The sequence below is a fragment of the Variovorax sp. Varisp53 genome (assembly GCF_059491555.1).
In genome coordinates this window covers 5937225-5958446 of the sequence record NZ_CP168512.1, presented here as the reverse complement: position 1 = coordinate 5958446, position 21222 = coordinate 5937225, and the positions used below count along the sequence as shown (strand labels likewise).

The window sequence follows — 21222 nt, the reverse complement described above, 5'->3', positions numbered from 1 at the left end:
TCGGCCGACAAGGGCAGTCATGCAAAAACTTTGAAAAATCAATACCATGAGCTCCATGCAAAACTTGATACCCAAGATCGAGTCGCAGCTGGCTTCGCTGCCTGTCCCCATCGCGCTGGAACTGCCCGATGGCCGGCGCGTTGCCCAGGCGGGAGCCCGCGTCACGCTGGCCTTCAAGGAGTGGGCGGTGCTCGCCAAGCTGGCAGCGCGACAGGTGGGCGCCATCGGCGAGGCGTACGTCGAGGGCAAGGTGCAGATCGAGGGCGCCATGCGCGACCTGATCGACGCCACCGTCGGTATGCTGCCCGGCAACCCGGCCGAAACCGACACCGGCTGGTGGAGCCGCCTGCAGCACATGGCCAAGTCGCATGGCTCGCACTCGCTGCGCAAGGACGCGGCCCAGATCGAGTTCCACTACGACGTGTCCGACGACTTCTACGCGCTGTGGCTGGACCCGCGCCGGGTCTATTCATGTGCGTACTTCCGTACGCCCGATCTCACGCTGGCGCAGGCGCAGGAAGCCAAGCTCGACCACATCTGCCGCAAGCTCATGCTGCAGCCGGGCGAGCGATATCTCGACATCGGCTCGGGCTGGGGCGCGTTGCTGCTGTGGGCGGCCGAGCATTACGGCGTGGACGCCACCGGCATCACGCTGTCGAAGAATCAGCACGCGTACGTGCAGCGGCTGATCGCGGAAAAGGGCCTGCAGGGCCGCGTGCGCGTCGAACTGCGCGACTACCGCGAGCTGTCGGTCGACCAGCCTTTCGACAAGATTTCCTCGGTCGGCATGTTCGAGCACGTGGGCGCGGCCAACATGCCAACCTACTTCCGCAAGATCCATTCGCTGCTGAAGCCGGGTGGGCTGGTGATGAACCACGGCATCACCTCGGGCGAACTCAACTACCGCCAGCTCGGCGCCGGCATGGGCGACTTCATCGAGAAGTACATCTTCCCCGGCGGCGAGCTGCTGCACGTGACGCATGTGCTGCGCGAGACGGCCGCGGCCGGCCTGGAGATGGTCGACACCGAGAGCCTGCGCCCGCACTACGCGCGCACGCTATGGGCTTGGTCGGATGCGCTCGAGGCACAGCTCGATGCGGCGCGCGAGGTGCTGCAGCGCAGCGGCGGCCGCCAGAGCGACAACGCCGAGCGCATCCTGCGGGCCTATCGCCTGTACCTCGCGGGCTCGGCCATGAGCTTCGAGCAGGGTTGGATCTCGCTGCACCAGATGCTGTCCACCAAGCCAGACGGCAAGGTCGAACACGGCGTTCTGCGCGGCGCGCAATCGGTGTACCCTTTTGCCCGTGACTACATCTACAAGTGAGTGAGAACACCATGCTCTATCGATTCCAGTCCCGAGCCTCTCCCGACTTCGTGATGCTCGAAGTGCATGCCCGGCAGTTGTTCGACATCGTCGGCAAGTCGGTTGCACCGCAAGGCATCATCACGGTCGAGCAGATTCCGGGCGCCATTGCGGCCCTCGAAGCCGCGCTGGCGCGCGAGGCCGCCAACGCCCACAACAACGACGATTACGCCGTCGAAGGCCACGCCAGCGAGGCCGAGAAGCAGCATGTCGGGCTGCACCAGCGCGCGATCCCTCTGCTGCATATGCTGAAGGATTCGCTGGCCGAGAAAAAAGACGTGACCTGGAAGACCTGATCGAACGGTCCCAGTCGCGAGACGCCGCGGAACCGGCTCTGCCGGGCCGCAGGCGTTGCCCCCTGCAAGGGGGTTGGCGTCAGCGACACGAAGTGCGCGAAGCCTGGGGGTCAGTCAACTTTCGCGCCGGAGTCCTTCACCACCTTGGCCCACTTCACGTGCTCGCTCGCAATGAGCTTCGTGAAATCGGCGGGTGAATTTCCGCTCGGGATCGCGCCCTGCGCGAGCATCTTTTCCTTGATGGCCGGCGTGCTCAGCGACTTGGCCACTTCCTGCTGGATGCGGTTCACGATCTCCGGTGAGGTTCCGGCCGGGGCCAACAGCCCGAACCACGAGCTTGCCTCATAGCCCTTGAGCGACGGGCCTCCCGCTTCAGCCACCGTCGGAATGTCCGGCAGCGCGGGCGAACGCTGCGCGCTCGTCACGGCCAGCGCGGTGAGCTTGCCGGCCTTGATCTGCGCCATCGACGAGGGCAGGTTGTCGAACATGACGTCGGCGTTGCCGCCCACCATGTCCAGCAGCGCCGGGCCCGAGCCCTTGTACGGGATGTGGGCCATGAACGTGCCAGTCATGCTCTTGAACAGCTCGCCGGCGAGATGGATCGACGTGCCGCTGCCGCTCGACGCCATGTTGAGCTTGCCCGGGTTGGCCTTGGCGTACTTGATGAAGTCCTGCACGTTGTGGATGTTCAGCGTCTTCGCCTTGTCGGCGTTCATCTCCATCACGTTCGGCACGGCGGCCACCAGCGTGATCGGGGCGAAGTCCTTGATCGGGTCGAAGGGCAGCTTGGGGTACAGCGCGCGGTTGATGCCGTGCGTGCCCACCGTGCCCATCAGCAGCGTGTAGCCGTCGTTCGGCGCGCGCGCCACGAGTTCGGCGCCCACGTTGCCGCCCGCCCCCGCGCGGTTGTCCACGATGAACTGCTGGCCGAAAGCCTTCGACAGCTCAGGTGCGACGGCGCGCGCCAGGATGTCGGTGGTGCCGCCGGCCGCGAAGGGCACGACGATGCGCACGGGCTTGGTCGGCCAGGTGCCTTGGGCCCATGAAGGAGCGGCCATCAGCGTGAGGGCGGCGGCGACGGAAGCGGCCAGCGCGGTGCGACGATGGGTCCGGAAGGAAGAGCAGAAGAAAGAAGTCATGCGCGCGTTTGTACAGGCGCGCGCCGCGCACGTCGCGGGTGAAAACCCCGTGAGCCGGCAGGCCGCTCAGGCCACCTGCATCCGCTGCGCAAACCGCTCGTCGCGAAAACGTTCGAGCACGAAGTCGATGAACACGCGCGTCTTCGGCGGCAGCAGCTTCTTGCTCGGGTAGTACAGCCACACCGCGCCCGCATCCTGATGCCAGTCGGGCAGCAGCCGCAGCAGCTCGCCGCTGCGCAGGCCGCGCTCCACGAAGGGCATCGGCAGCATCGCCACACCCAGCCCCATCAGCGCCGCATGCGCGATGGCCTCGGGGTCGTTGAAGATCGCGCGCGGCCGGGGCAGCTCCACCGTGGCCTCTTCGCCGCGCGCATGCCGCAGCGTCCAGCCGCGCAGCCGGCCCGTGGGCGAGGAGCGGCGCAGCAGCGTGTCGAGCGCCGCCAGGTCCGAGGGATGCCGGGGCCGCTCGCGCCCCTCCATGTAGCGCGGCGATGCCACAGCCACCACGTGGATGCGCGCCAGCTCCCGCGCTATCAGCCCGGCCGAGAGTTCGATGCCGCCGCCGATGGCCGCGTCGAAGCCTTCGCCCACCAGGTCCACCTGGTGGTTGTCGAAATGCCAGTCCGGCAGGATGGCCGGGTAGCGCGCGAGGAAGTCGCCCATCATCGGCAGCACGTGCTCGCGCCCGAAGGCCTGGCCCATGCTCACCTTCAGCGTGCCGGCGGGCTGGCCGTCGTCCTTGTCGATGCCGGCCACCGCCTCCTGCAGCGTGGCGAGCGCGCCGCCGATCTGCGCCAGGAAGCGCTCGCCGCCCTCGGTCAGCGTGAGGCGGCGCGTGCTGCGCTGGAACAGCCGCACGCCCAGCCGCGCTTCGAGCCGTGCAACATTCTTGCTCACGGCCGCCGGCGTCAGCCCCAGGCGCCGGGCCGCCGCCGAGAAGCTGCCGCCCTCGGCGCTTTGCACGAAGGATTCGAGGTGACTGAGCGGTTCCATGGCCGCATTGTCATTCCCATCTTCAACTCCGGGTTGAATTTGATTGCGCCGATTGACGGCTACCGTCCCAGGAATGAATTGCCGACACTGAAGGCCTTCCTCCTCCACCTGATCGGAAAAATCATGGCCTCCAACACTGCTTCTTCTTCTCCAGTCCTGGCCGGCAAGGTCGCTTTCGTCACCGGCGGTTCGCGCGGCATCGGCGCCGCCATCGTGCGCCGGCTGGTGCGCGACGGCGCCGCCGTGGCCTTCAGCTATGCCAGTTCCAGCGCCCCGGCCGACGAACTGGTGCGCAGCATCCAGTCCGAAGGCGGCCGCGCCCTTGCGCTGAAGATCGACAGCGCCGATGCCGCCGCGCTCACCGCCGGCATCGACGAAGCGGCCCGCGCGCTCGGCAAGATCGACATCCTCGTGAACAACGCCGGCGTGTTCCTCGGCGGCACCCTCGACGACTTCTCGCTCGAAGACTTCGACAAGACGCTGAACGTCAACGTGCGCGCCGTGTTCGTCGCGGCCAAGGCGGCCTCGCGCCACATGGGCGAAGGCGGCCGCATCATCAACATCGGCAGCACCAACGCCGAGCGCATGCCCTGGCCCGGCGGCAGCGCCTATGCCATGAGCAAGTCGGCGCTGGTCGGCCTGGTGCAGGGCCTGTCGCGCGACCTCGGTCCGCGCGGCATCACGGTCAACAACGTGCAGCCGGGCCCGGTCAACACCGACATGAACCCGGTCGACGGCCCCAACGCCGCCGCCATGCACGGCCTGATGGCGCTCGCCCGCCACGCCCGCCCCGAAGAAATCGCCGGCATGGTCGGCAACCTGGCCAGCCCGGAAGCCGCGTTCGTGACCGGCGCCAGCCTGAACATCGACGGTGGCTTCGCCGCCTGAAGCGGCGCGAGTTCACGAGAAGGCCGGGACCTCCCGGCCTTTTTCGCGTGCGCCTTCGCCCGCATGGCGCTTGGGGAATTCCCGGATGCCCAGAGCCCCGCCCCGATGGGATAGTTAGTTCGCCCTTCAAACTAACTAATTTCTTACCGCTGGTTCCTGCGGGGCGCACCAACACTGGAGAGACATCGATGCAACTGAAACACACCCTGGCCGCCATGGCCTTCGGTTTCACGGCCGTGGGCGCCCTGGCGCAAACCGTGGTCGGCGTGAGCTGGTCCAACTTCCAGGAAGAACGCTGGAAGACCGACGAGGCCGCCATCAAGGCCCAGCTCGAGAAGCTCGGCGCCAAGTACATCAGTGCCGATGCGGGCGGCTCGCCCGAGAAGCAGTTGGGCGACATCGAGGGCCTGATGTCGAAGGGCGCCAAGGCGCTCATCGTGCTGGCGATGGACAAGGACGCCATCCTGCCCGCCATCACCAAGGCCACGCGCCAGAAAGTGCCCGTGGTGGCCTACGACCGCCTGATCGAGGCGCCGGGCGTGTTCTACATCACCTTCGACAACGTCGAGGTCGGCCGCATGGAGGCGCGCGAAGTCTTCAAGGTCAAGCCCAAGGGCAACTACGTGATCATCAAGGGCTCGCCCAGCGACCCGAACGCCGACTTCCTGCGCGCCGGCCAGCAGGAAGTGCTGGACGCCGCGATCAAGAAGGGCGACATCAAGATCGTCGGCGACGAATACACCGACGGCTGGAAGCCCGAGGTCGCGCAGAAGAACATGGAGCAGATGCTCACCAAGAACGGCAACAAGGTCGACGCGGTGGTCGCGGCCAACGACGGCACGGCCGGCGGCGCGGTGGCGGCGCTCACCGCCAAGGGCCTGCGCGGCATCCCGGTGTCGGGCCAGGACGCCGACTTCGCGGCGCTCAACCGCATTGCGCTGGGCACGCAGACCGACACCGTCTGGAAGGATTCGCGCGAACTCGGCCGCGAAGCCGCCTCCGCCGCCATGGCGCTGGCCGCCGGCAAGCCGGTCGACAAGGCCGCCCCGTGGGCCGGCGGCGCCAAGAAGATCTCGCTGTCCTCGCGCCTGCTGACGCCGGTGCCGATCACGCGCGACAACCTCGACGTGGTCGTCAAGGCCGGCTGGATCAAGAAGGACGAGCTCTGCAAGGGCGCCACGGGTGCGAGTGCGCCCGCCGCCTGCAAGTAACGAGTCTGCCAATCCGCGCCACGCGGCGTCCGGCCGGCCCCTGGGGCTGGCCGGTACGCGGTTGCGCACCTGCCGTTCCAAGGGGCACCTTCAAAAATGAGCAATGAAACTCCGGGCTGGTGGCGCCGCACGGGCATCGACCTGCGGCTGATCCTGATGTGCGTGCTGCTGGCCGTGATGGCGGTGGTGTTCAGCGTCATGTCGGGCGGCGTGTTCCTGTCGCCCGAAAACCTCTACAACGTCGCGCAGCAGACGGCCGTGGTCGGCATCGTCTCGACCGTGATGGTGCTCGTCATCGTGGCGCGCCACATCGACCTGTCGGTCGGCTCGGTGATGGGCTTCGTCGGCGTGCTGATCGCGTACCTCCAATACACCTCGGGCTGGTCGTGGCCCACGGCCTGCCTCGCGGGCCTTGCCGTGGCACTGCTCGTGTCGATCTATCAAGGCTGGCTCACGGCGGTGCTCGGCGTGCCCTCGTTCGTGGTCACCCTCGGCGGGCTGATGTCGTTCCGCGGCGCGGCCTTCCTCGTGGCCGACGGCAAGACGCAGCCGGTGAACGACGAATTCTTCCAGCGCCTGGGCGGCGGCTACGACGGCGGCATCGGCGTCACGGCGAGCTGGGTGCTCGCGGGGCTGGTCGCGCTGGTGCTGTTCGGGCGCATGCTGCAGAAGCGCCGCGCGCGGCAGCGCTACGAGATGCCGACCGAGGCTCTGTGGCTCGACGTGCTGATCACCGCGGTGCCGGTGGCGGTGGTGTTCGGCTTCGCGTGGGTCATGAACAATTACCAGATCTCGTCGAAGAGCGAGCCGCAGGGCATTCCGATCCCGGTGCTGATCTGGGCGGTGGTGGCGATCGTGCTGTCGTTCATCGTGCACCGCACGCGCTTCGGGCGCTATGTGTTCGCGATGGGCGGCAACCCCGATGCCGCGGCGCTGGTGGGCATTCCGGTCAAGCGCGTCACGCTGATGCTGTTCGCGCTGCTGGCGGTGCTGGTCACGGTCGCGGCCATCGTGTCGATCGCGCGGCTCAACGCGGGCACCAATTCGCTGGGCACGGGCATGGAGCTGTACGTGATCGCCGCGGCCGTGATTGGCGGCACGGCTCTGGCGGGCGGCAGCGGCTCGATCTTCGGCTCGGTGCTGGGCGCGCTGATCATGCAGTCGCTCGACAGCGGCATGTTGCTGCTCGACGTGCCGATCGGCAAGCGCATGGTCATCATCGGGCAGGTGCTGATCGTGGCTGTGGTATTCGACGTTCTGTACCGCCGCAAGTTCGGGGAGAACTAGGAATGAACGCGTTTGCCTCGTGGGGCGATCACGCCGACGGCGTGCTCCTTTTCTCGAATGTCCCCCGCCCTTCGGGCTCCTCCTTTATTTCGCGAAAAGGAGCCCACCGCCGACGCGATCGTTCAGAGCCGTCGTTGATCGGCCGCACACCAACAGCGTGCCCTGATGCACAGGGCGCCGGGTGCTCCCCGCAGCGAAATAAAGGAGGAGGCCGAAGGCCGGGGGACATTCGCGGAGGGGAGTACCCGGCGGCCTGTGCACGTACCCCGAACAAGAGCATCAAAACAATGTGGAGCACTGACCAATGGCCGGCATAGAAACCTCCAAGCCACTCGTAGAACTGCGCGACATCCGCAAGGCCTTCGGCGGCGTCAAGGCCGTGGACGGCGTGAGCGTGAATCTCTACCCCGGCGAAGTGGTCGCGCTGCTGGGCCACAACGGCGCCGGCAAGTCCACGCTGATGAAGATGCTTGCGGGCGCCTATCCCATCGACTCGGGCGACACGCTGATCGCGGGCGAGAAGGTCCACATCCGCACGCCCGCCGAAGCGCAGGCGCAGGGCATCGAGACCATCTACCAGACGCTCGCGCTGGCCGACAACCTCGACTCGGTGTCGAACCTCTTCCTCGGCCGCGAGAAGATGACGCCGTGGCGCACGCTCGACGACCACTTCATGGAAGTGCAGGCGCGCAAGGTGTTCCATCGCCTCAACAGGAACTTCACCAACATCCGCGTGCCGGTGCGCCGGCTCTCGGGCGGGCAGCGGCAGGTGGTGGCGATCTCGCGCGCGCTCTACTTCAATGCGCGCATCCTCATCATGGACGAGCCCTGCGCCGCGCTCGGCCCGGAAGAAACCGCGATGGTCGGCGGCCTCGTGAAGCAGCTCAAGGCCGATGGCGTGGGCATCTTCCTGATCACGCACGACATGCCCGACGTGTTCTCGCTGAGCGACCGCCTCGCGGTGATGAAGAACGGCAAGCTGGTCGGTACCTACCGCACCACCGACGTGACCGAGGACGAAGTGCTCGGGATGATCATTGCCGGCAAGCGGCCCGAGGGCAAAGAGCAGGCTCACAGGTAATGCAGGGCGCACAGCCTCTTCCAGGAACACCGCGGAACCGGCTTTGCCGGGCCGCAGGTGTTGCCCCCTGCAAGGGGGGAGGCGGCCACACGAAGTGGGCAAGCCTGGGGGTTGGCCAATGACCACCATCGGCGACCAGCAACTGTTGAAGCGCATGAACCGCAGCGTGCTGCTGCGGCTGCTGCGCGCGCAGCCCGGCCTGTCGCGCGCGCGGCTGGCAAGCGAGAGCGGGCTCACCAAGTCGACCGTCAGCCTGCTGGTGCGCGAGCTGCTCGACGAAGGCTGGCTCAGCGAGGCCGGTGCGACGGTGGCCGACGGCATGGGCCGGCCTTCGACGCCGCTGCAGATCAACGTCGGTGTGCGCGCGCTGATGGGCGTGGAGATCGCCGTCGAGACCGTGCGCCTCGTGTGCGTGTCGCTGCAAGGCGAGGTGCTGCACGCCGACACCCAGGCGCTGACCGATGGTTCGCCGGCCGGCGCGTGCGCGCAGGTCGCGCGCATGGCCGCCGCCGCGCACGTGGTGCTCGAGCGGCTCGGCCTGCGCCTGTCGAGCATCGGCGTGTGCGTGCCGGGCGCGGTGGACGATTGCACCGGCGTGGTCCGCTTCGCGCCCAACTTCGGCTGGCGCAACGTGAGCCTGCTGCCTGCGCTCGAGAAAGCCTTTGCTGCCGTCGGCCTGCCCGGCGTCACCGTGCAGCTGCAGAACGACGCCGATGCGGCCGCGCTCGGCGAGTACGAGTTCGCGGCGAGTGAAGGCCAGGACGGGGAAGACCCGCTGATTTTTGTCAACTGCGACGTGGGCGTGGGCGCCGGCGTGGTGCTGAACGATCGGCTTTTCACCGGCGCGCAGGGCATGGCCGGGGAGATCGGCCACACCATCCTCGAACTCGACGGGCCGTTGTGCTCGTGCGGCCGGCGCGGCTGTGCCGAGGCCTTCTTCGGCTCGCGCGTGCTGGAGCGCGAGGGCGCCGACATGCAGCGCGCCGCGGCCTTCTTCGGCGTGCTGCTGCAGAACCTGTGGGTTACCTTCAATCCGCGCGCGATCGTGCTTGGCGGCAAGGCCTGCGCCGACCATCGCGGCTTTGCGCAGGCAGCGTTCGAAAGCGTGAAGCGCCACGCCGACGGTGCCGGCATGCCTCCGCCCGACCTGCGCACCGCGCGCTACGGCGCGCTGGCACCCGCGGTGGGCGCGGCCGCGCTGGCGCTGCACGAATATCTGCGGCCGCTGCAGCCCGACGCAAAGGCACGCCGCGCGCGTGCGCTGGCGCGCGGCGCCGCCTGATCGATCAGGCCGGCGACGCGCCTTCTTCTGCGCCGTTGTTGTCGCGCCAGCCGTGCAGCCGCCGATAGAGCGTGCCGCGCGACACGCGCAGCTGCCGCGCCGCCTGCGACACATTGCCGCCATGCGCGGCGAGCGTTTCCTCGATCAGCTTGCGGCTGTGCTCGCGCAGCGTCGCCTGCGCAGGAGACGCAGATTCGCCAGGGTCCGCGCGCTCGTGGGCTTCGGGCGCGTGCATCCGCGCATCGTCCTGCCGCTCGAGGGCCAACGGTGCCGCCTCGCCGGGCATCGCCACTGCATGCCTGAAGTCCGCACCGTCCGCGCCCTTCAGCCGTGCCTGCACCCACACGCCCAGCCCGCTCGCCAGCCGCAGCGGCTGCGCCGCCTCGCGCCGCCCGAGCCGCAGCAGGCTCGCGAGGTCGTGCCCCAGCAGGTATTCGACGTCGCGCTCGTCCGCCGCCTCGGGCAGCCGTCCCAGCAGCCGCGCGCCCGCGTTGTTGAGCCAGGCGATCGTGCCGTCGGGCGCGACGCCCGCCAGCGCTTCGAGCGGCGTGCCCAGCAGCGTGGGGCTGGCCTGGAAGCGCAGGATCAGGTGGTCGCGCGACTGCGCCTGCAGCAGCCGGTTTTCGATCGTCGTGGCATGGAGCGCCACCATCGACGCCGCGTCGAAGCCGAAGCGGCGCGCCTCCACCGTGAGGTCGAGCACGCCGGCGAGCTGCCCCGCCACGTCGCGGATCGGCGCCGCCGCTCACTGCATGTGGCCCAGCACGTCGAAGTAGTGCTCCGCGCCATCGACCGCGCAAGCCTGCCCGGTGCTCGCCACGATGCCCGGCGCCGTGGTGCCGACGACGCGCTCGGAGATGTTCACGCCCACGCGCGATGTCTTGCGCAGCACCGGCTGGTGCGCGGCGGCGGGCTGCTGCGTGACGTGCACCACCACGCCCTCGCGGTCGGTGAGGATCACGCGGCAGTCGGTGCCCGCGAGCGCGTGCTCCATCTGCGCCAGCTCCTGACGCGCCGCATCGAGCAGCTCGCGGCTGCGCGCGAGCGTGGCGTGCAGGCGGCTCGGCGTGACCGCGTCGAAGGTCACGATGCGCTGGCGGTCGGTGTGCGTGCGGCTGCAGCGCATCCACGACTGGATCACCGCCTCGCCCACGAGGCCCGAGGGGCGCACGCCTTCCTCGAAGAACTGCTGCCGCGCGAGCGCCACGCGCTGCGCGGGCGTGCTGGCAAAGAGCTGGCGCGGCGCGTCCGGCGTGCCGATTCTGTCGAGGGCCATGGGTTCGCTGCCTCCCTGGGTGGGGTCGGGGTCGGGACCAGCGCTGAATGTGTTCCGCAATGGAACAGCGCCGGACTGGGGAAATCCCGGGGGTGAACCCGGAGCCCGCGCGCACGATCCTTGAGGGACAAAGGAGACCTGCGATGAAAAAAACACACTCCGGGCTGCTCGTGCTGGCCGGCGCCTTGCTGTGCCTGGGCGCATCGACCGCGGCCTCGGCCCAGAATGCACAGGACCGCGCAGCCGCTGCCACGAAGCGCGTCGACGGCAGCTTCATCCGCGCCAACGCGACGCAGAAGAAGACGCCCGACTGGCCCAGCGTCGGCCTCGACTATTCGGAGTCGCGCTTCAGCAGGCTCGACCAGGTGAACGCCGGCAACGTGAAGCAGCTGGGGCTGGTCTGGTCATACAACCTCGAATCGACGCGCGGCGTGGAAGCCACGCCGCTGGTGGTGGACGGCACCATGTACGTCACCGCCTCGTGGAGCGTGGTGCACGCCATCGACACGCGCACCGGGCAGAAGCTGTGGACCTTCGATCCGCAGGTCGACAAGTCCAAGGGCTTCAAAGGCTGCTGCGACGTGGTGAACCGCGGCGTGGCGATCCACGAAGGCAAGGTCTACGTGGCGGCCTACGACGGCCGGCTCATCGCGCTCGACGCGGCCACCGGCCAGAAGGTCTGGGAGAAGAACACCATCGAGGGCCAGAAGGGCAGCTACACCATCACCGGTGCGCCGCGCGTGTTCAAGGGCAAGGTCATCATCGGCAACGGCGGTGCCGAGTACGGCGTGCGCGGCTACGTCACCGCCTACGACGCGAAGACCGGCGACCAGAAGTGGCGCTGGTTCGTGGTGCCCGGCGACCCCAGCAAGCCCTTCGAGGACGAATCGATGGCGCGCGCCGCCAAGACCTGGGATCCATCGGGCAAGTACTGGGAAGCCGGCGGTGGCGGCACCGCGTGGGACAGCTTCGCCTTCGATCCCGAGCTCAACCTGATGTACGTGGGCACCGGCAACGGCTCGCCCTGGTCGCACAAGGCGCGCAGTCCCAAGGGCGGCGACAACCTGTACCTGGGCTCGGTGGTGGCGCTCAACCCCGACACCGGCAAGTACGTGTGGCACTACCAGGAGACGCCGGGCGACAACTGGGACTACACCTCCACGCAGTCGATGATCCTGGCCGACATGAAGCTCGGCGGCAAGCCGCGCAAGGTGCTGCTGCATGCACCGAAGAACGGCTTCTTCTTCGTCATCGACCGCACCAACGGAAAGTTCATCTCGGCGAAGAACTTCGTCGAAGTGAACTGGGCCACGGGCTATGACAAGAACGGCCGTCCCATCGAGATCGCCGCGGCGCGCGACACCACCAAGCCCGGTGACTCCATTCCGGGGCCGTTCGGCGCGCACAACTGGCACCCGATGTCGTTCAACCCGCAGACCGGCTTCGCCTACCTGCCCGCGCAACATGTGCCGATCAACCTGATGGACGACAAGGACTGGAAGTTCAACGAGGACGTGCCGGGCCGACCGCACTCGGGCATGGGCTGGAACCTCGGCAAGTTCGCCAATGCCGAGCCGCCCAAGAGCAAGCCCTTCGGCCGCCTCGTGGCCTGGGACCCGGTCGCGCAGAAGGAAGCGTGGGGCGTCGACTACGCCTCGCCATGGAACGGCGGCACCCTCACCACCGCGGGCAATCTCGTGTTCCAGGGCACGGCCGACGGCCGCCTGCTGGCCTACGACGCGAAGACGGGCGAGAAGCTGTGGGAAACGCCCACCGGCACCGGCGTGGTGGCGGCGCCCTCGACCTACATGGTCGACGGCAAGCAGTACGTGTCGGTCGCGGTGGGCTGGGGCGGCGTGTACGGCCTGGCGCAGCGTGCCACCGAGCGTCAGGGTCCCGGCACGGTCTACACCTTCGCGGTCGGCGGCACGGCGAAGATGCCGGACTTCGTTCAGTACCGCATGGACAAGCTGGTGCAGGGCGTGAAGTACGACCCCGCGAAAGTGCAGGCCGGCACCATGCTCTACGTAAGCAACTGCGTGTTCTGCCACGGCGTGCCGGGCGTGGACCGCGGCGGCAACATCCCCAACCTGGGCTACATGGACACGGCCTACATCGAGAACCTCGACAAGTTCATCCTCAAGGGCCCGGCCATGGCGCGCGGCATGCCCGACTTCACGGGCAAGCTCTCGGGCGACGAGATCGAGAGCATCAAGGCCTTCATCCAGGGGACGGCTGACGCCATCCGGCCGAAGTAGCCGCAACGAAAAAAGCCGCCGTCCTCAAGAGTACGGCGGCTTCTGCGAATTCAAATCCAGGAACACCGCGGAACCGGCTTTGCCGGGCCGCTGGTGTTGCCCCCGGTAGGGGGAAGGCGAAGCGGGCACGAAGTGCCGCGCAGCCTGGGGGCGAGCAAAAGCTAGTCGGCGTAGACGCCAGCGGCCTTGATGATCGGACCCCACTTGGCGATCTCGGCCGAGACGAACTTCTTGTGCTCGGCCGGCTCGGTGCGCTTGTCGGTCGTGATCACCGCGCCCAGCGCCTCTTCGCGCTTGACGAAGCCCGGGTCCTTCATCGCGGCCTTGATGGCCTCGTTGAGCTTCTTCAGCACCGGCGCGGGCGTGCCCTTGGGCGCATACACGCCGTGCCAGATCGTCACCTCGAAGCCCTTGAGGCCCGACTCGTCGAGCGTCGGCAGGTCCTTCAGCGCCGGCGTGGTCAGGCGCTTGCTCGTGGTCACGGCATAGGCCTTGACCTTCTTGGCCTCGATCTGCGAGGTGGTGTTGGTGGTCTGGTCGCACAGCAGGTCGATCTGGCCGCCCAGCAGGTCGGCGATGGCCGGGGCCGTGCCCTTGTACGGCACGGGCGTCATCTCGACCTTCAGCGCGCTCTGGAACAGCAGGCCGCACAGGTGCGAGGCGGCGCCCAGGCCGGCGTTGCCGAGGTTGATCTTGCCCTTGTTGGCGGCGATCCAGGCCGTCAGTTCCTTGTAGTTGTTGGCGGGCAGGCCGGGCTTGCCGATCAGCGTCATCGGCACTTCGTTGACCATGCCGAGGTACTCGAAGTCGTTCTCGACGTTGAAGGGCAGCTTGCGGTAGAGCGCCGGCATCGTCGACATGCCGATGTGGTTCAGCAGCAGCGTGTAGCCGTCGGGCGCGGCGCGCGCAACCTTGGCGGTGCCGATGGAGCTGCCCGCGCCTGCGGTGTTGTCCACCACGATGGTGGTGCCGAGCGTCTTCTGCATGGCTTCCGCCAGGTCGCGTGCGACACGGTCGGTCGGGCCGCCGGCCGCGAAAGGCACCACCAGCGTGACGGTCTTGCCCGCAGGGAAATCCTGGGCGTGGACACCGGCGGCTGCGGCGGCAATCGCCGCGAGGGCGAACAGTTTCTTCATGACGTCTCCGGGAGGGGGATAAAAGGCCGCGATCTTAAAGGCTGACCACAGCCTGACCTATACCGGATAGCCCTTAGAGATGGCCGGGGGCCGAGGGCGCCCGGGCTCGACGATTCCTTCGGGTGAAATATGTCTGCCCTGCGGAATCGGGCGAACAAATCCTGCGACTCGTAAGAGGAGTTTGCCGCCCGTCGAACTGTCCGACAGGCGGAGCCGGCGCAGGACGATGCGGGCGAGGTGGGCGTGGCCTAGGGTGAATCTTCATTGCTTTTTTTATGCAACCCCGAAGGAGATTCACTCATGCCCATCACCTCCTCTTCCCTCGACGGAATGAAGATCGCCATCCTCGTGTCGGACGGCTTCGAGCAGGTCGAGATGACCGAGCCGCGCAAGGTGCTCGACGGTGCCGGTGCGCAGACGCAGATCGTCTCGCCGCTCGCCGGCAGCGTGCGCGGCTGGCACCACCATGAGCCTGCCGACAGCTTCGCGGTCGACGTGCCGCTGAAGCGCGCCGACGCCGGCGACTTCGACGCGCTGCTGCTGCCCGGTGGCGTCATGAACCCCGACGCGCTGCGCATCGACGAGAAGGCCGTGGCGTTCGTGCGCGCCTTCGTCGAAGCGGGCAAGCCCATCGCGGCGATCTGCCATGGGCCGTGGACGCTCATCGAGGCGGGCGGCGTCAAGGGGCGCAAGATGACCTCGTGGCCTTCGCTGCGCACCGACCTGAAGAACGCCGGAGCGAAGTGGAGCGACAAGGATGTCGTGGTCGACCAGGCGCTCGTGACGAGCCGCAAGCCCGACGACCTGCCGGCATTCAACCGCGAGGTGACGAAGCTCTTCGAGCTGGCGCATGAGCCCGAGCTTCATTGACCGACGCGGCTGGCCGCGTGGCGCATTCGTGCACTGAACCTACACCGCACACCCGCCGTCATCCGATACCCTCGCTCGCTCTCTCTCTCTCTTCGCATGCAGCGGCATGCGCCCTGCAAGGCGAAAGTATTCCAATGACGGCAACCCCTTCTCACGCACGCGCGCGGCGACTGCCGCGCGATCTCGCGCTCGTCACCGTGGCCATCGGTGCCGCGGTGCTGCTGGTCAACATGGTCATGCTGCTCTGGCCCGACTCGCCTGACGGCGAGCAGCTGCGCAGCACCTATGCCCTTCCGGGCGTGTGGATTCCAATGGTGTTCAGCGTCGGCATGGCCTGGTTGCTGGCAGCGGCGCTGGCCTGGAGCCATGGGCGCGACGCGCTCGAAAAGCGCGGCGTGGACAGCGTGGCGAAGCTGTCCCATCCCCGCAGCCGCTATGGCGCGGCATACGCGGTGGTGCTGGTGCTGAACTTCTACGCGCTGAGCCCGCTGCTCTACGAAGTGCAACTGCTCTTCATGCCGGGCGGCCGCCTGCAGGACTTCTTCGGTCCGGATTCCATGCGCACTGCGATGGCCGCGTTCATGTTCCTGCAGTCGATCGTCCAGCTGATCGTGCTTGTGCTCGGTGTGTGGGCCACGGCATGGTTCGCCCTGAGGGCAGGCCGCGCCGCGCCCTCCGCCGTGCAAGATGATGAAGCCGCCGGCTCCTCGCCACGCCGCGCCGTGGCGTTGGTGGGCGCCTCGCTGTTCGCGTCGCTGCAGATGTGGAGCGGCGTGGTCGTGAGCCGCTGGACTTCCGTGGCGAGCGGCATGGAGGGGCTTGAGCTGCTGCTCGCCTGGATGGTGCCGCCGCTGGTGGCCTTCGCGCTCGCATTGTGGGGCGGCTGGCTCGGCGCCAACGCCGGGCTGGTGCGTGTGCGGCCTTTCAGGGCCGTGACGGCGGCGGTGCTGGCCTTCGTGCTGGTGCAGGCGAGCTGCATCGCCATCGCGCTGGCGTGGCTGATGCTGTCGATGTGGGCGCGCGGCCACGACCCCGCGGGCGGGCTCATCGGCTTCGCCCTGGCGCTTGTGCTGGCCTATTCGGTGCTCGTGGTGGTGCTGATGCGCGCCACCACGCGCGGGCTGTACCGCCGCTACTTGTAGCTGCGCACGTCGTCGATCACCTTGCCGTCATTGGGCAGTTCGCCAGCGCCCACGACGACCACTTCGCCGCGCAGCTTGGTCACTTCGCGGATCGCATCGCCCACGCGGGCCTGAAACCCTATGGGCACGGCACCCGCGCATTCGAGCGTCAGCGTCATCTTGTCGTCGCCCATCTCGCCCGACACCACGAGCCGCGCGCGCTGCGCCTCGGGAAAGCGCCGCACGATCTCTGCCACCTGCGAGGGGTGCACGAACATGCCGCGCACCTTCGTGGTCTGGTCGGCGCGGCCGAGCCAGCCCTTGATGCGCTTGTTGGTGCGGCCGGTGGGGCAGGTGCCCGCGAGCACGGCCGAGAGGTCGCCGGTGCCGAAGCGCACGAGCGGGTAGTCGGGGTTGAAGCTGGTGACGACGATCTCGCCGACCTCGCCGTCGGGCACCGGGTCGCCGGTGCCGGGGCGCACGATCTCGACCAGCACGCCTTCGTCGATCACCAGGCCTTCGCGCGCGCTTGTTTCGTAGGCGATGAGGCCGAGGTCCGCCGTGGCGTAGCACTGGATGCCCTTCACGCCATGCGCGGCGATCCAGTCGCGCAGGCTCGGCGGAAAGGCTTCGCCCGACACCAGCGCCTTGGTGAGCGAGGGCAGCTTCATGCCCTTCTCCGCGGCCTTCTCGAGCAGGATCTTGAGGAAACTCGGCGTGCCGGCATAGCCCTCGGGCTTCAGGTCGGCGATGGCTTCGAGCTGCTGCTCGGTCTGCCCGGTGCCGCCCGCGAACACGGTGCAGCCGATGGCGCGCGCACCGCTTTCCATGATGGAGCCCGCGGGCGTCATGTGGTAGCTGAAGCTGTTGTGGATCAGCTCGCCGCTGCGAAAGCCCGCCGCATGCAGTGCCCGTGCGGTGCGCCAGTAGTCGCGCGCCTCGCCCTCGGGTTCGTAGATGGTGCCGGGGCTCGCGAAGATGCGCAGCATGCGCGGCCCGCGCACGATGGAGGCAAAGCCACCGAACGGGTCGTCCGCGCGGCGTGCCTTTTGCAGGTCGAGCAGTTCGGATTTGCGCGTGACAGGCAGTTTGGCGAGGGCTTCGCGCGTCGTCACGTCGGCAGGCTTCACGCCGTCGAGGATCTTTGCGAACGCTGGTGCGGCGGTCTGCGCTTGCGCGATCTGCTTCGGCAATGCGGCCAGAAGGTCGCGCTCGCGTTCGGCGGGGTCGCGGATTTCAAGCTTGTCGTAGTGGTCGGTCATGTCCGTCCCCTTTGTCTTTCAATTCGGTTTTCCAACTACGCTGGGGTTGTTCAGGGCGCGTGCACAGGCCGCCGGGTACTCCCCTCCGCGAATGTCCCCCGCCCTTCGGGCTCCTCCTTTATTTCGCTGCGGGGAGCACCCGACGCCCTGCGCACCATGGGCGCGGCTCACGCATTCGCCGACCAACGACTGCTCTGAACGATCACGTCGGCGGTGGGCTTCTTTTCGCGAAATAAAGGAGGAGCCCGAAGGGCGGGGGACATTCGAGAAAAGAAGCACGCCGTCGGCGTGAGCGCGCCCTGAAGAACCACACACATCCGTCAAGCCAGCCACCTCTTGCGCCGCTTGTAGCTCTTCACGTCGCGGAAGCTCTTGCGATCCGCGCCGCCGACGCCCAGGTAGAACTCCTTCACGTCCTCGTTCTCGCGCAGGCTCTGCGCCGCGCCGTCCATCACGATGCGGCCGTTCTCCAGGATGTAGCCGTAGTCGGCATAGCGCAGCGCCATGTTGGTGTTCTGCTCGGCCAGCAGGAAGGTCACGCGCTCCTTGGCATTGAGGTCTTTCACGATCTCGAACACCTCTTCGACGATCTGCGGCGCCAGGCCCATCGAGGGTTCGTCCAACAGCACCATGCTCGGGTTGGCCATCAGCGCGCGGCCGATGGCGCACATCTGCTGCTCGCCGCCCGAGGTGTAGGCCGCCTGCGAAGTGCGCCGCGTCTTCAGGCGCGGGAAGTACGCGTAGACCTTCTCCAGCGTCTGCTGCACCGCGGCCTTGCCGTCGGTGCGCGTGTAGGCGCCGGTCATCAGGTTCTCTTCGATGGTCAGGTGCGCGAAGCAGTGGCGGCCTTCCATCACCTGGATCAACCCGCGCTTCACAAGCTCGGCCGGCGACAGCGCCTCGATGCGCTCGCCGCGCAACTCGATAGTGCCCTTGGTGACGGCGCCGCGTTCGCCCGCGAGCAGGTTGCTCACAGCGCGCAGCGTGGTCGTCTTGCCCGCGCCGTTGCCGCCGAGCAGCGCCACGATGCCGCCATCGGGCACGGTCAGCGACACGCCCTTGAGCACGAGGATCACGTGGTTGTAGATAACCTCGATGCCGTTGACGTTGAGAAGGATGTTGGGTTCGCTCATGGTGTGGTCCGAAGCATTCGAAAGAACTAGCGCGATGCCGTTCTTTCGGATGCCCGCTTGGCCTGCCGCCCTTCGGGGAACACCGCGGAACCGGCTTTGCCGGGCCGCAGGTGTTGCCCCCTGCAAGGGGGTAGGCGAAGCGACACGAAGTGCGCGCAGCCTGGGGGTGTGCCTAGGACTGGCAGTCCGCCGCTTCGCGGCGCGTCAGCTTCTTCTCGCCCGCGTACTTGTCGGCGGCGGCCTTCACCATTGGCTTGATGATCTGGCTGTCGGCCTCGTACCAGTCGGACATGCCGCCCCACTTGGCACCGTCCCAGGTGTGCACGCGCGCCCAGGTCGAGCCCATGTGGTCCTGGCACGAGGTGCTCACCGGGCGCATCACGCCTGAGAAGCCCAGCGCGTCCAGCTTCTTCTGGTCGAGCGCGAGGTTCTCCATGCCCCAGCGCACCTGCTCGCCGGTCATGACCTTGCCCTTGCCGAAGCGCTCCTGAGCGCGCCGCACGGCCTCGACGCCGAGCATCTGGATGATCACGCCGCGTGTGTAGAGCACCGAGCCCACTTCTTCCTTCGGCCCCGTGCCCTGGCCCTTGTCATGCACCTGCTTGAGGATGTCCTGGATCACCTTGGGTTGCGTGCCCGAGGTGTTGAGCGCGAGCGCGTTGTAGCCCTTGGCGTTGGCGCCCACGTCCTTCACGTCGGGCTCGGCGCCGGCCCACCACACGCCGTACATCTTCTCGCGCGGGTAGCCCGTGGCCACGGCCTCCTTGAGCGCGGTGGAGTTCATCACGCCCCAGCCCCACAGCAGCACATAGTCGGGCCGCTGCTGGCGCACCTGCAGCCAGGCCGACTTCTGCTCCACGCCGGGCGCGGTCACCGGGATCAGCGAGAGCTCGAAGCCGTTCTGCTTCGCGCGCTCCTGCAGCAGCGGGATCGGTTCCTTGCCGAACGGCGAGTCGTGGTACACGAGGGTGATCTTCTTGCCCTTGAGCTTGTCCATGCCGCCTTCCTTCTTCCCGATGTGCTGGATCAGGATGTCGGCCGCCGTCCAGTAGGAGCCCATCAGCGGGAAGTTCCACTTGAAGACGCCGCCGTCCTGCGAGGCCGAGAGGCCGTAGCCCAGCGTGATCAGCGGAATCTTGTCGGTCGGCACCTTGTCGGTCAGCGCGAAGGTGATGCCGGTGGCCTGCGGGTCGAACAAGGCCACGCCGGGGTGGCCCTTCAGGCGCTCGTAGCACTCCACGCCCTTGTCGGTGGCGTAGCCGGTCTCGCACTCTTCGTACGCGATCTTCACGCCGTTGATGCCGCCGGTGGCATTGATGTACTTGATGTAGTCCTGCTTGCCGTTGGCCCAGGGCGTTCCGTTGGGCGCGTAGGGGCCGGTGCGGTACACCAGCAGCGGGAAGAACTGTTCCTTGGCCTGCGCCTGCGCGATCGATGGCACGAGCAGGGCGCCGAGGGTGCTGGCCACCAGGGCGGCGGTCAGAGCGAGCGATTTCAGTTTCATGCCTGTCTCCTTATGTGGGCACCTCGGTGCCGGGTTTTTACGTGCGAACGGAAATTCAGTGAGGGAAGGGCCAGAGCCGCAATTTCTCCTTGGCCGTGGACCACAGCCGCGCAAGGCCGTGCGGCTCCACGATCAGGAAGAACACGATCAGCGCACCGAAGATCATGGTCTCCAGGTGCGAGGCCAGCGCGGTGGAAATCGAGAAGCCAAGCCACCCCGGCAGCTGGTTCAGAAAGAGCGGCAGCAGCACGATGAATGCGGCGCCGAAGAAGCTGCCCATGATCGAGCCGAGCCCGCCGATGATCACCATGAACAGCAGCTGGAACGAGCGGTCGATGCTGAACGCCGCCGGCTCCCACGCGCCCAGGTGCACGAAGCCCCACAGCGCGCCGGCCACGCCGACGATGAAGCTGCTCACCGCGAAGGCCGTGAGCTTGGCGTACACCGGGCGAATGCCGATCACGGCGGCGGCCACGTCCATGTCGCGCATCGCCATCCACTCGCGGCCGATGGCGCTGCGCACCAGGTTCTTTGCAAGCAGCGCGAACACCGCCACGAAGATCAGGCAGAACAGGTACTTCTGCACCGGCGACTCGATGGGCACGCCGAACACGTTGAGTCCCGCCACGCTCACCGAACCCGAGGACGAATTGTTGGTGAACCACTGGATGCGCAGGAACGCCCAGTCGGTGAAGAACTGCGCCGCCAGCGTGGCCACTGCAAGGTACAGGCCCTTGATACGCAGGCTCGGAATGCCGAACAGCACGCCGATCACCGTCGCGCACAGGCCGCCCAGCAGCAGCGAGGCAATGAGCGGCATGCCGTCGATGCGCACCTGGAAGTTGTAGGCCGCGTACGCGCCCACCGCCATGAAGGCGCCGGTGCCCAGCGAGATCTGCCCGCAGTAGCCCACGAGGATGTTGAGGCCCAGCGCCGCGAGCGAAAGAATAAGGAAGGGCGTGAGGATGGCGCGCATCCAGTAGTCGGACACGCCGAGCGGCACCACGACGAAAGCCACGAGCAGCAGCACGAGGATCGCGAGGCGGTCCTGCGCGATCGGGAAGATCTGCTGGTCGGCGCGGTAGCTCGACTTGAACTGGCCGTTTTCTCTGTAGAACATTT

General features: G+C 67.5%; 17 protein-coding genes and 1 pseudogene. 10 read left to right on the top strand and 8 right to left on the bottom strand.

Going from position 1 to position 21222, the window contains the following annotated elements; translation table 11 throughout:
* The first annotated feature begins 55 nt into the window (after window positions 1-55).
* Together ACEOAB_RS28000 and ACEOAB_RS27995 are read left to right on the top strand one after the other, a co-directional pair.
* On the top strand, window positions 56-1324 hold the full coding sequence (locus tag ACEOAB_RS28000) for a class I SAM-dependent methyltransferase (RefSeq protein ID WP_413749361.1): 1269 nt from the start codon (window positions 56-58) through the stop codon (window positions 1322-1324).
* A gap of 11 nt (window positions 1325-1335) precedes the next feature.
* A complete protein-coding gene (locus tag ACEOAB_RS27995; protein ID WP_056592792.1) occupies window positions 1336-1659 on the top strand; it encodes a DUF1840 domain-containing protein in 324 nt (107 codons plus the stop codon).
* Between the two features lie 110 nt (window positions 1660-1769).
* Here the strand turns inward: ACEOAB_RS27995 and ACEOAB_RS27990 are convergent, their stop codons facing one another.
* Window positions 1770-2798, bottom strand: coding sequence for a Bug family tripartite tricarboxylate transporter substrate binding protein (locus ACEOAB_RS27990; RefSeq protein WP_413749354.1), 1029 nt, complete (start codon window positions 2796-2798; stop codon window positions 1770-1772).
* Window positions 2799-2864: 66 nt separating this feature from the next.
* Window positions 2865-3791 (bottom strand): LysR family transcriptional regulator, encoded by a 927-nt coding sequence (locus ACEOAB_RS27985; RefSeq protein WP_495653264.1) that lies wholly within the window; start codon window positions 3789-3791, stop codon window positions 2865-2867.
* A gap of 123 nt (window positions 3792-3914) precedes the next feature.
* On the opposite strand from ACEOAB_RS27985, the gene ACEOAB_RS27980 reads away from it, so the two are divergent.
* The 5 genes from ACEOAB_RS27980 to ACEOAB_RS27960 all read left to right on the top strand — a co-directional run bounded on the left by ACEOAB_RS27980 (window position 3915) and on the right by ACEOAB_RS27960 (window position 9540).
* Entirely contained in the window at window positions 3915-4679 is a 765-nt protein-coding gene (locus tag ACEOAB_RS27980; RefSeq protein ID WP_495653263.1) for an SDR family oxidoreductase, read from the top strand.
* A 188-nt stretch (window positions 4680-4867) separates the two neighbouring features.
* On the top strand, window positions 4868-5890 hold the full coding sequence (xylF, locus tag ACEOAB_RS27975; RefSeq protein WP_495653262.1) for a D-xylose ABC transporter substrate-binding protein: 1023 nt from the start codon (window positions 4868-4870) through the stop codon (window positions 5888-5890).
* Window positions 5891-5986: 96 nt separating this feature from the next.
* A complete protein-coding gene (locus ACEOAB_RS27970; RefSeq protein WP_007830539.1) occupies window positions 5987-7177 on the top strand; it encodes a sugar ABC transporter permease in 1191 nt (396 codons plus the stop codon).
* A 304-nt stretch (window positions 7178-7481) separates the two neighbouring features.
* The gene (locus ACEOAB_RS27965; protein ID WP_413751203.1) at window positions 7482-8258 is read left to right on the top strand and encodes an ATP-binding cassette domain-containing protein; all 777 of its coding nucleotides are present in this window, start codon (window positions 7482-7484) and stop codon (window positions 8256-8258) included.
* A gap of 118 nt (window positions 8259-8376) precedes the next feature.
* On the top strand, window positions 8377-9540 hold the full coding sequence (locus ACEOAB_RS27960) for an ROK family transcriptional regulator (protein ID WP_495653261.1): 1164 nt from the start codon (window positions 8377-8379) through the stop codon (window positions 9538-9540).
* A 4-nt stretch (window positions 9541-9544) separates the two neighbouring features.
* On the opposite strand, the pseudogene ACEOAB_RS27955 reads toward ACEOAB_RS27960, so the two are convergent.
* Window positions 9545-10816 (bottom strand): annotated as a pseudogene (locus ACEOAB_RS27955) (helix-turn-helix domain-containing protein).
* A 143-nt stretch (window positions 10817-10959) separates the two neighbouring features.
* On the opposite strand from ACEOAB_RS27955, the gene ACEOAB_RS27950 reads away from it, so the two are divergent.
* The gene (locus ACEOAB_RS27950) at window positions 10960-13074 is read left to right on the top strand and encodes a PQQ-dependent dehydrogenase, methanol/ethanol family (protein WP_413749966.1); all 2115 of its coding nucleotides are present in this window, start codon (window positions 10960-10962) and stop codon (window positions 13072-13074) included.
* Between the two features lie 161 nt (window positions 13075-13235).
* Here the strand turns inward: ACEOAB_RS27950 and ACEOAB_RS27945 are convergent, their stop codons facing one another.
* On the bottom strand, window positions 13236-14210 hold the full coding sequence (locus ACEOAB_RS27945; RefSeq protein ID WP_007830551.1) for a tripartite tricarboxylate transporter substrate-binding protein: 975 nt from the start codon (window positions 14208-14210) through the stop codon (window positions 13236-13238).
* A gap of 300 nt (window positions 14211-14510) precedes the next feature.
* Here ACEOAB_RS27945 and ACEOAB_RS27940 point away from each other — a divergent pair, with 300 nt between their 5' ends.
* A complete protein-coding gene (locus ACEOAB_RS27940) occupies window positions 14511-15080 on the top strand; it encodes a type 1 glutamine amidotransferase domain-containing protein (protein ID WP_413749967.1) in 570 nt (189 codons plus the stop codon).
* A 134-nt stretch (window positions 15081-15214) separates the two neighbouring features.
* Window positions 15215-16222, top strand: coding sequence for a hypothetical protein (locus ACEOAB_RS27935; RefSeq protein ID WP_413749968.1), 1008 nt, complete (start codon window positions 15215-15217; stop codon window positions 16220-16222).
* On the opposite strand, the gene ACEOAB_RS27930 is transcribed toward ACEOAB_RS27935, so the two are convergent.
* The 4 genes from ACEOAB_RS27930 to ACEOAB_RS27915 form a co-directional block, all read right to left on the bottom strand.
* A complete protein-coding gene (locus ACEOAB_RS27930; protein ID WP_413749969.1) occupies window positions 16213-17463 on the bottom strand; it encodes a phenylacetate--CoA ligase family protein in 1251 nt (416 codons plus the stop codon). The genes ACEOAB_RS27935 and ACEOAB_RS27930 overlap by 10 nt on opposite strands.
* A 320-nt stretch (window positions 17464-17783) precedes the next feature.
* Window positions 17784-18596 (bottom strand): ABC transporter ATP-binding protein, encoded by an 813-nt coding sequence (locus tag ACEOAB_RS27925; RefSeq protein ID WP_007830556.1) that lies wholly within the window; start codon window positions 18594-18596, stop codon window positions 17784-17786.
* Window positions 18597-18768: 172 nt separating this feature from the next.
* Window positions 18769-20100, bottom strand: a complete 1332-nt coding sequence (locus ACEOAB_RS27920; RefSeq protein ID WP_413749970.1) for an ABC transporter substrate-binding protein — start codon at window positions 20098-20100, stop codon at window positions 18769-18771.
* A gap of 55 nt (window positions 20101-20155) precedes the next feature.
* A complete protein-coding gene (locus tag ACEOAB_RS27915; protein ID WP_007830558.1) occupies window positions 20156-21220 on the bottom strand; it encodes a branched-chain amino acid ABC transporter permease in 1065 nt (354 codons plus the stop codon).
* Window positions 21221-21222: the final 2 nt, after the last annotated feature.

Excerpts from the sequence above, each read along its gene's own strand:
- ACEOAB_RS27930 (WP_413749969.1), bottom strand. The coding sequence starts at position 17,463 with ATGACCGACCACTACGACAAGCTTGAAATCCGCGACCCCGCCGAACGC.
- ACEOAB_RS27995 (WP_056592792.1), top strand. The coding sequence starts at position 1,336 with ATGCTCTATCGATTCCAGTCCCGAGCCTCTCCCGACTTCGTGATGCTC.
- ACEOAB_RS27940 (WP_413749967.1), top strand. The coding sequence starts at position 14,511 with ATGCCCATCACCTCCTCTTCCCTCGACGGAATGAAGATCGCCATCCTC.
- ACEOAB_RS27925 (WP_007830556.1), bottom strand. The coding sequence starts at position 18,596 with ATGAGCGAACCCAACATCCTTCTCAACGTCAACGGCATCGAGGTTATC.
- ACEOAB_RS27945 (WP_007830551.1), bottom strand. The coding sequence starts at position 14,210 with ATGAAGAAACTGTTCGCCCTCGCGGCGATTGCCGCCGCAGCCGCCGGT.
- ACEOAB_RS27915 (WP_007830558.1), bottom strand. The coding sequence starts at position 21,220 with ATGTTCTACAGAGAAAACGGCCAGTTCAAGTCGAGCTACCGCGCCGAC.
- ACEOAB_RS27935 (WP_413749968.1), top strand. The coding sequence starts at position 15,215 with ATGACGGCAACCCCTTCTCACGCACGCGCGCGGCGACTGCCGCGCGAT.
- ACEOAB_RS27970 (WP_007830539.1), top strand. The coding sequence starts at position 5,987 with ATGAGCAATGAAACTCCGGGCTGGTGGCGCCGCACGGGCATCGACCTG.
- ACEOAB_RS28000 (WP_413749361.1), top strand. The coding sequence starts at position 56 with ATGCAAAACTTGATACCCAAGATCGAGTCGCAGCTGGCTTCGCTGCCT.
- ACEOAB_RS27990 (WP_413749354.1), bottom strand. The coding sequence starts at position 2,798 with ATGACTTCTTTCTTCTGCTCTTCCTTCCGGACCCATCGTCGCACCGCG.
- ACEOAB_RS27960 (WP_495653261.1), top strand. The coding sequence starts at position 8,377 with ATGACCACCATCGGCGACCAGCAACTGTTGAAGCGCATGAACCGCAGC.
- ACEOAB_RS27985 (WP_495653264.1), bottom strand. The coding sequence starts at position 3,791 with ATGGAACCGCTCAGTCACCTCGAATCCTTCGTGCAAAGCGCCGAGGGC.
- ACEOAB_RS27965 (WP_413751203.1), top strand. The coding sequence starts at position 7,482 with ATGGCCGGCATAGAAACCTCCAAGCCACTCGTAGAACTGCGCGACATC.
- ACEOAB_RS27950 (WP_413749966.1), top strand. The coding sequence starts at position 10,960 with ATGAAAAAAACACACTCCGGGCTGCTCGTGCTGGCCGGCGCCTTGCTG.
- ACEOAB_RS27920 (WP_413749970.1), bottom strand. The coding sequence starts at position 20,100 with ATGAAACTGAAATCGCTCGCTCTGACCGCCGCCCTGGTGGCCAGCACC.
- xylF (WP_495653262.1), top strand. The coding sequence starts at position 4,868 with ATGCAACTGAAACACACCCTGGCCGCCATGGCCTTCGGTTTCACGGCC.
- ACEOAB_RS27980 (WP_495653263.1), top strand. The coding sequence starts at position 3,915 with ATGGCCTCCAACACTGCTTCTTCTTCTCCAGTCCTGGCCGGCAAGGTC.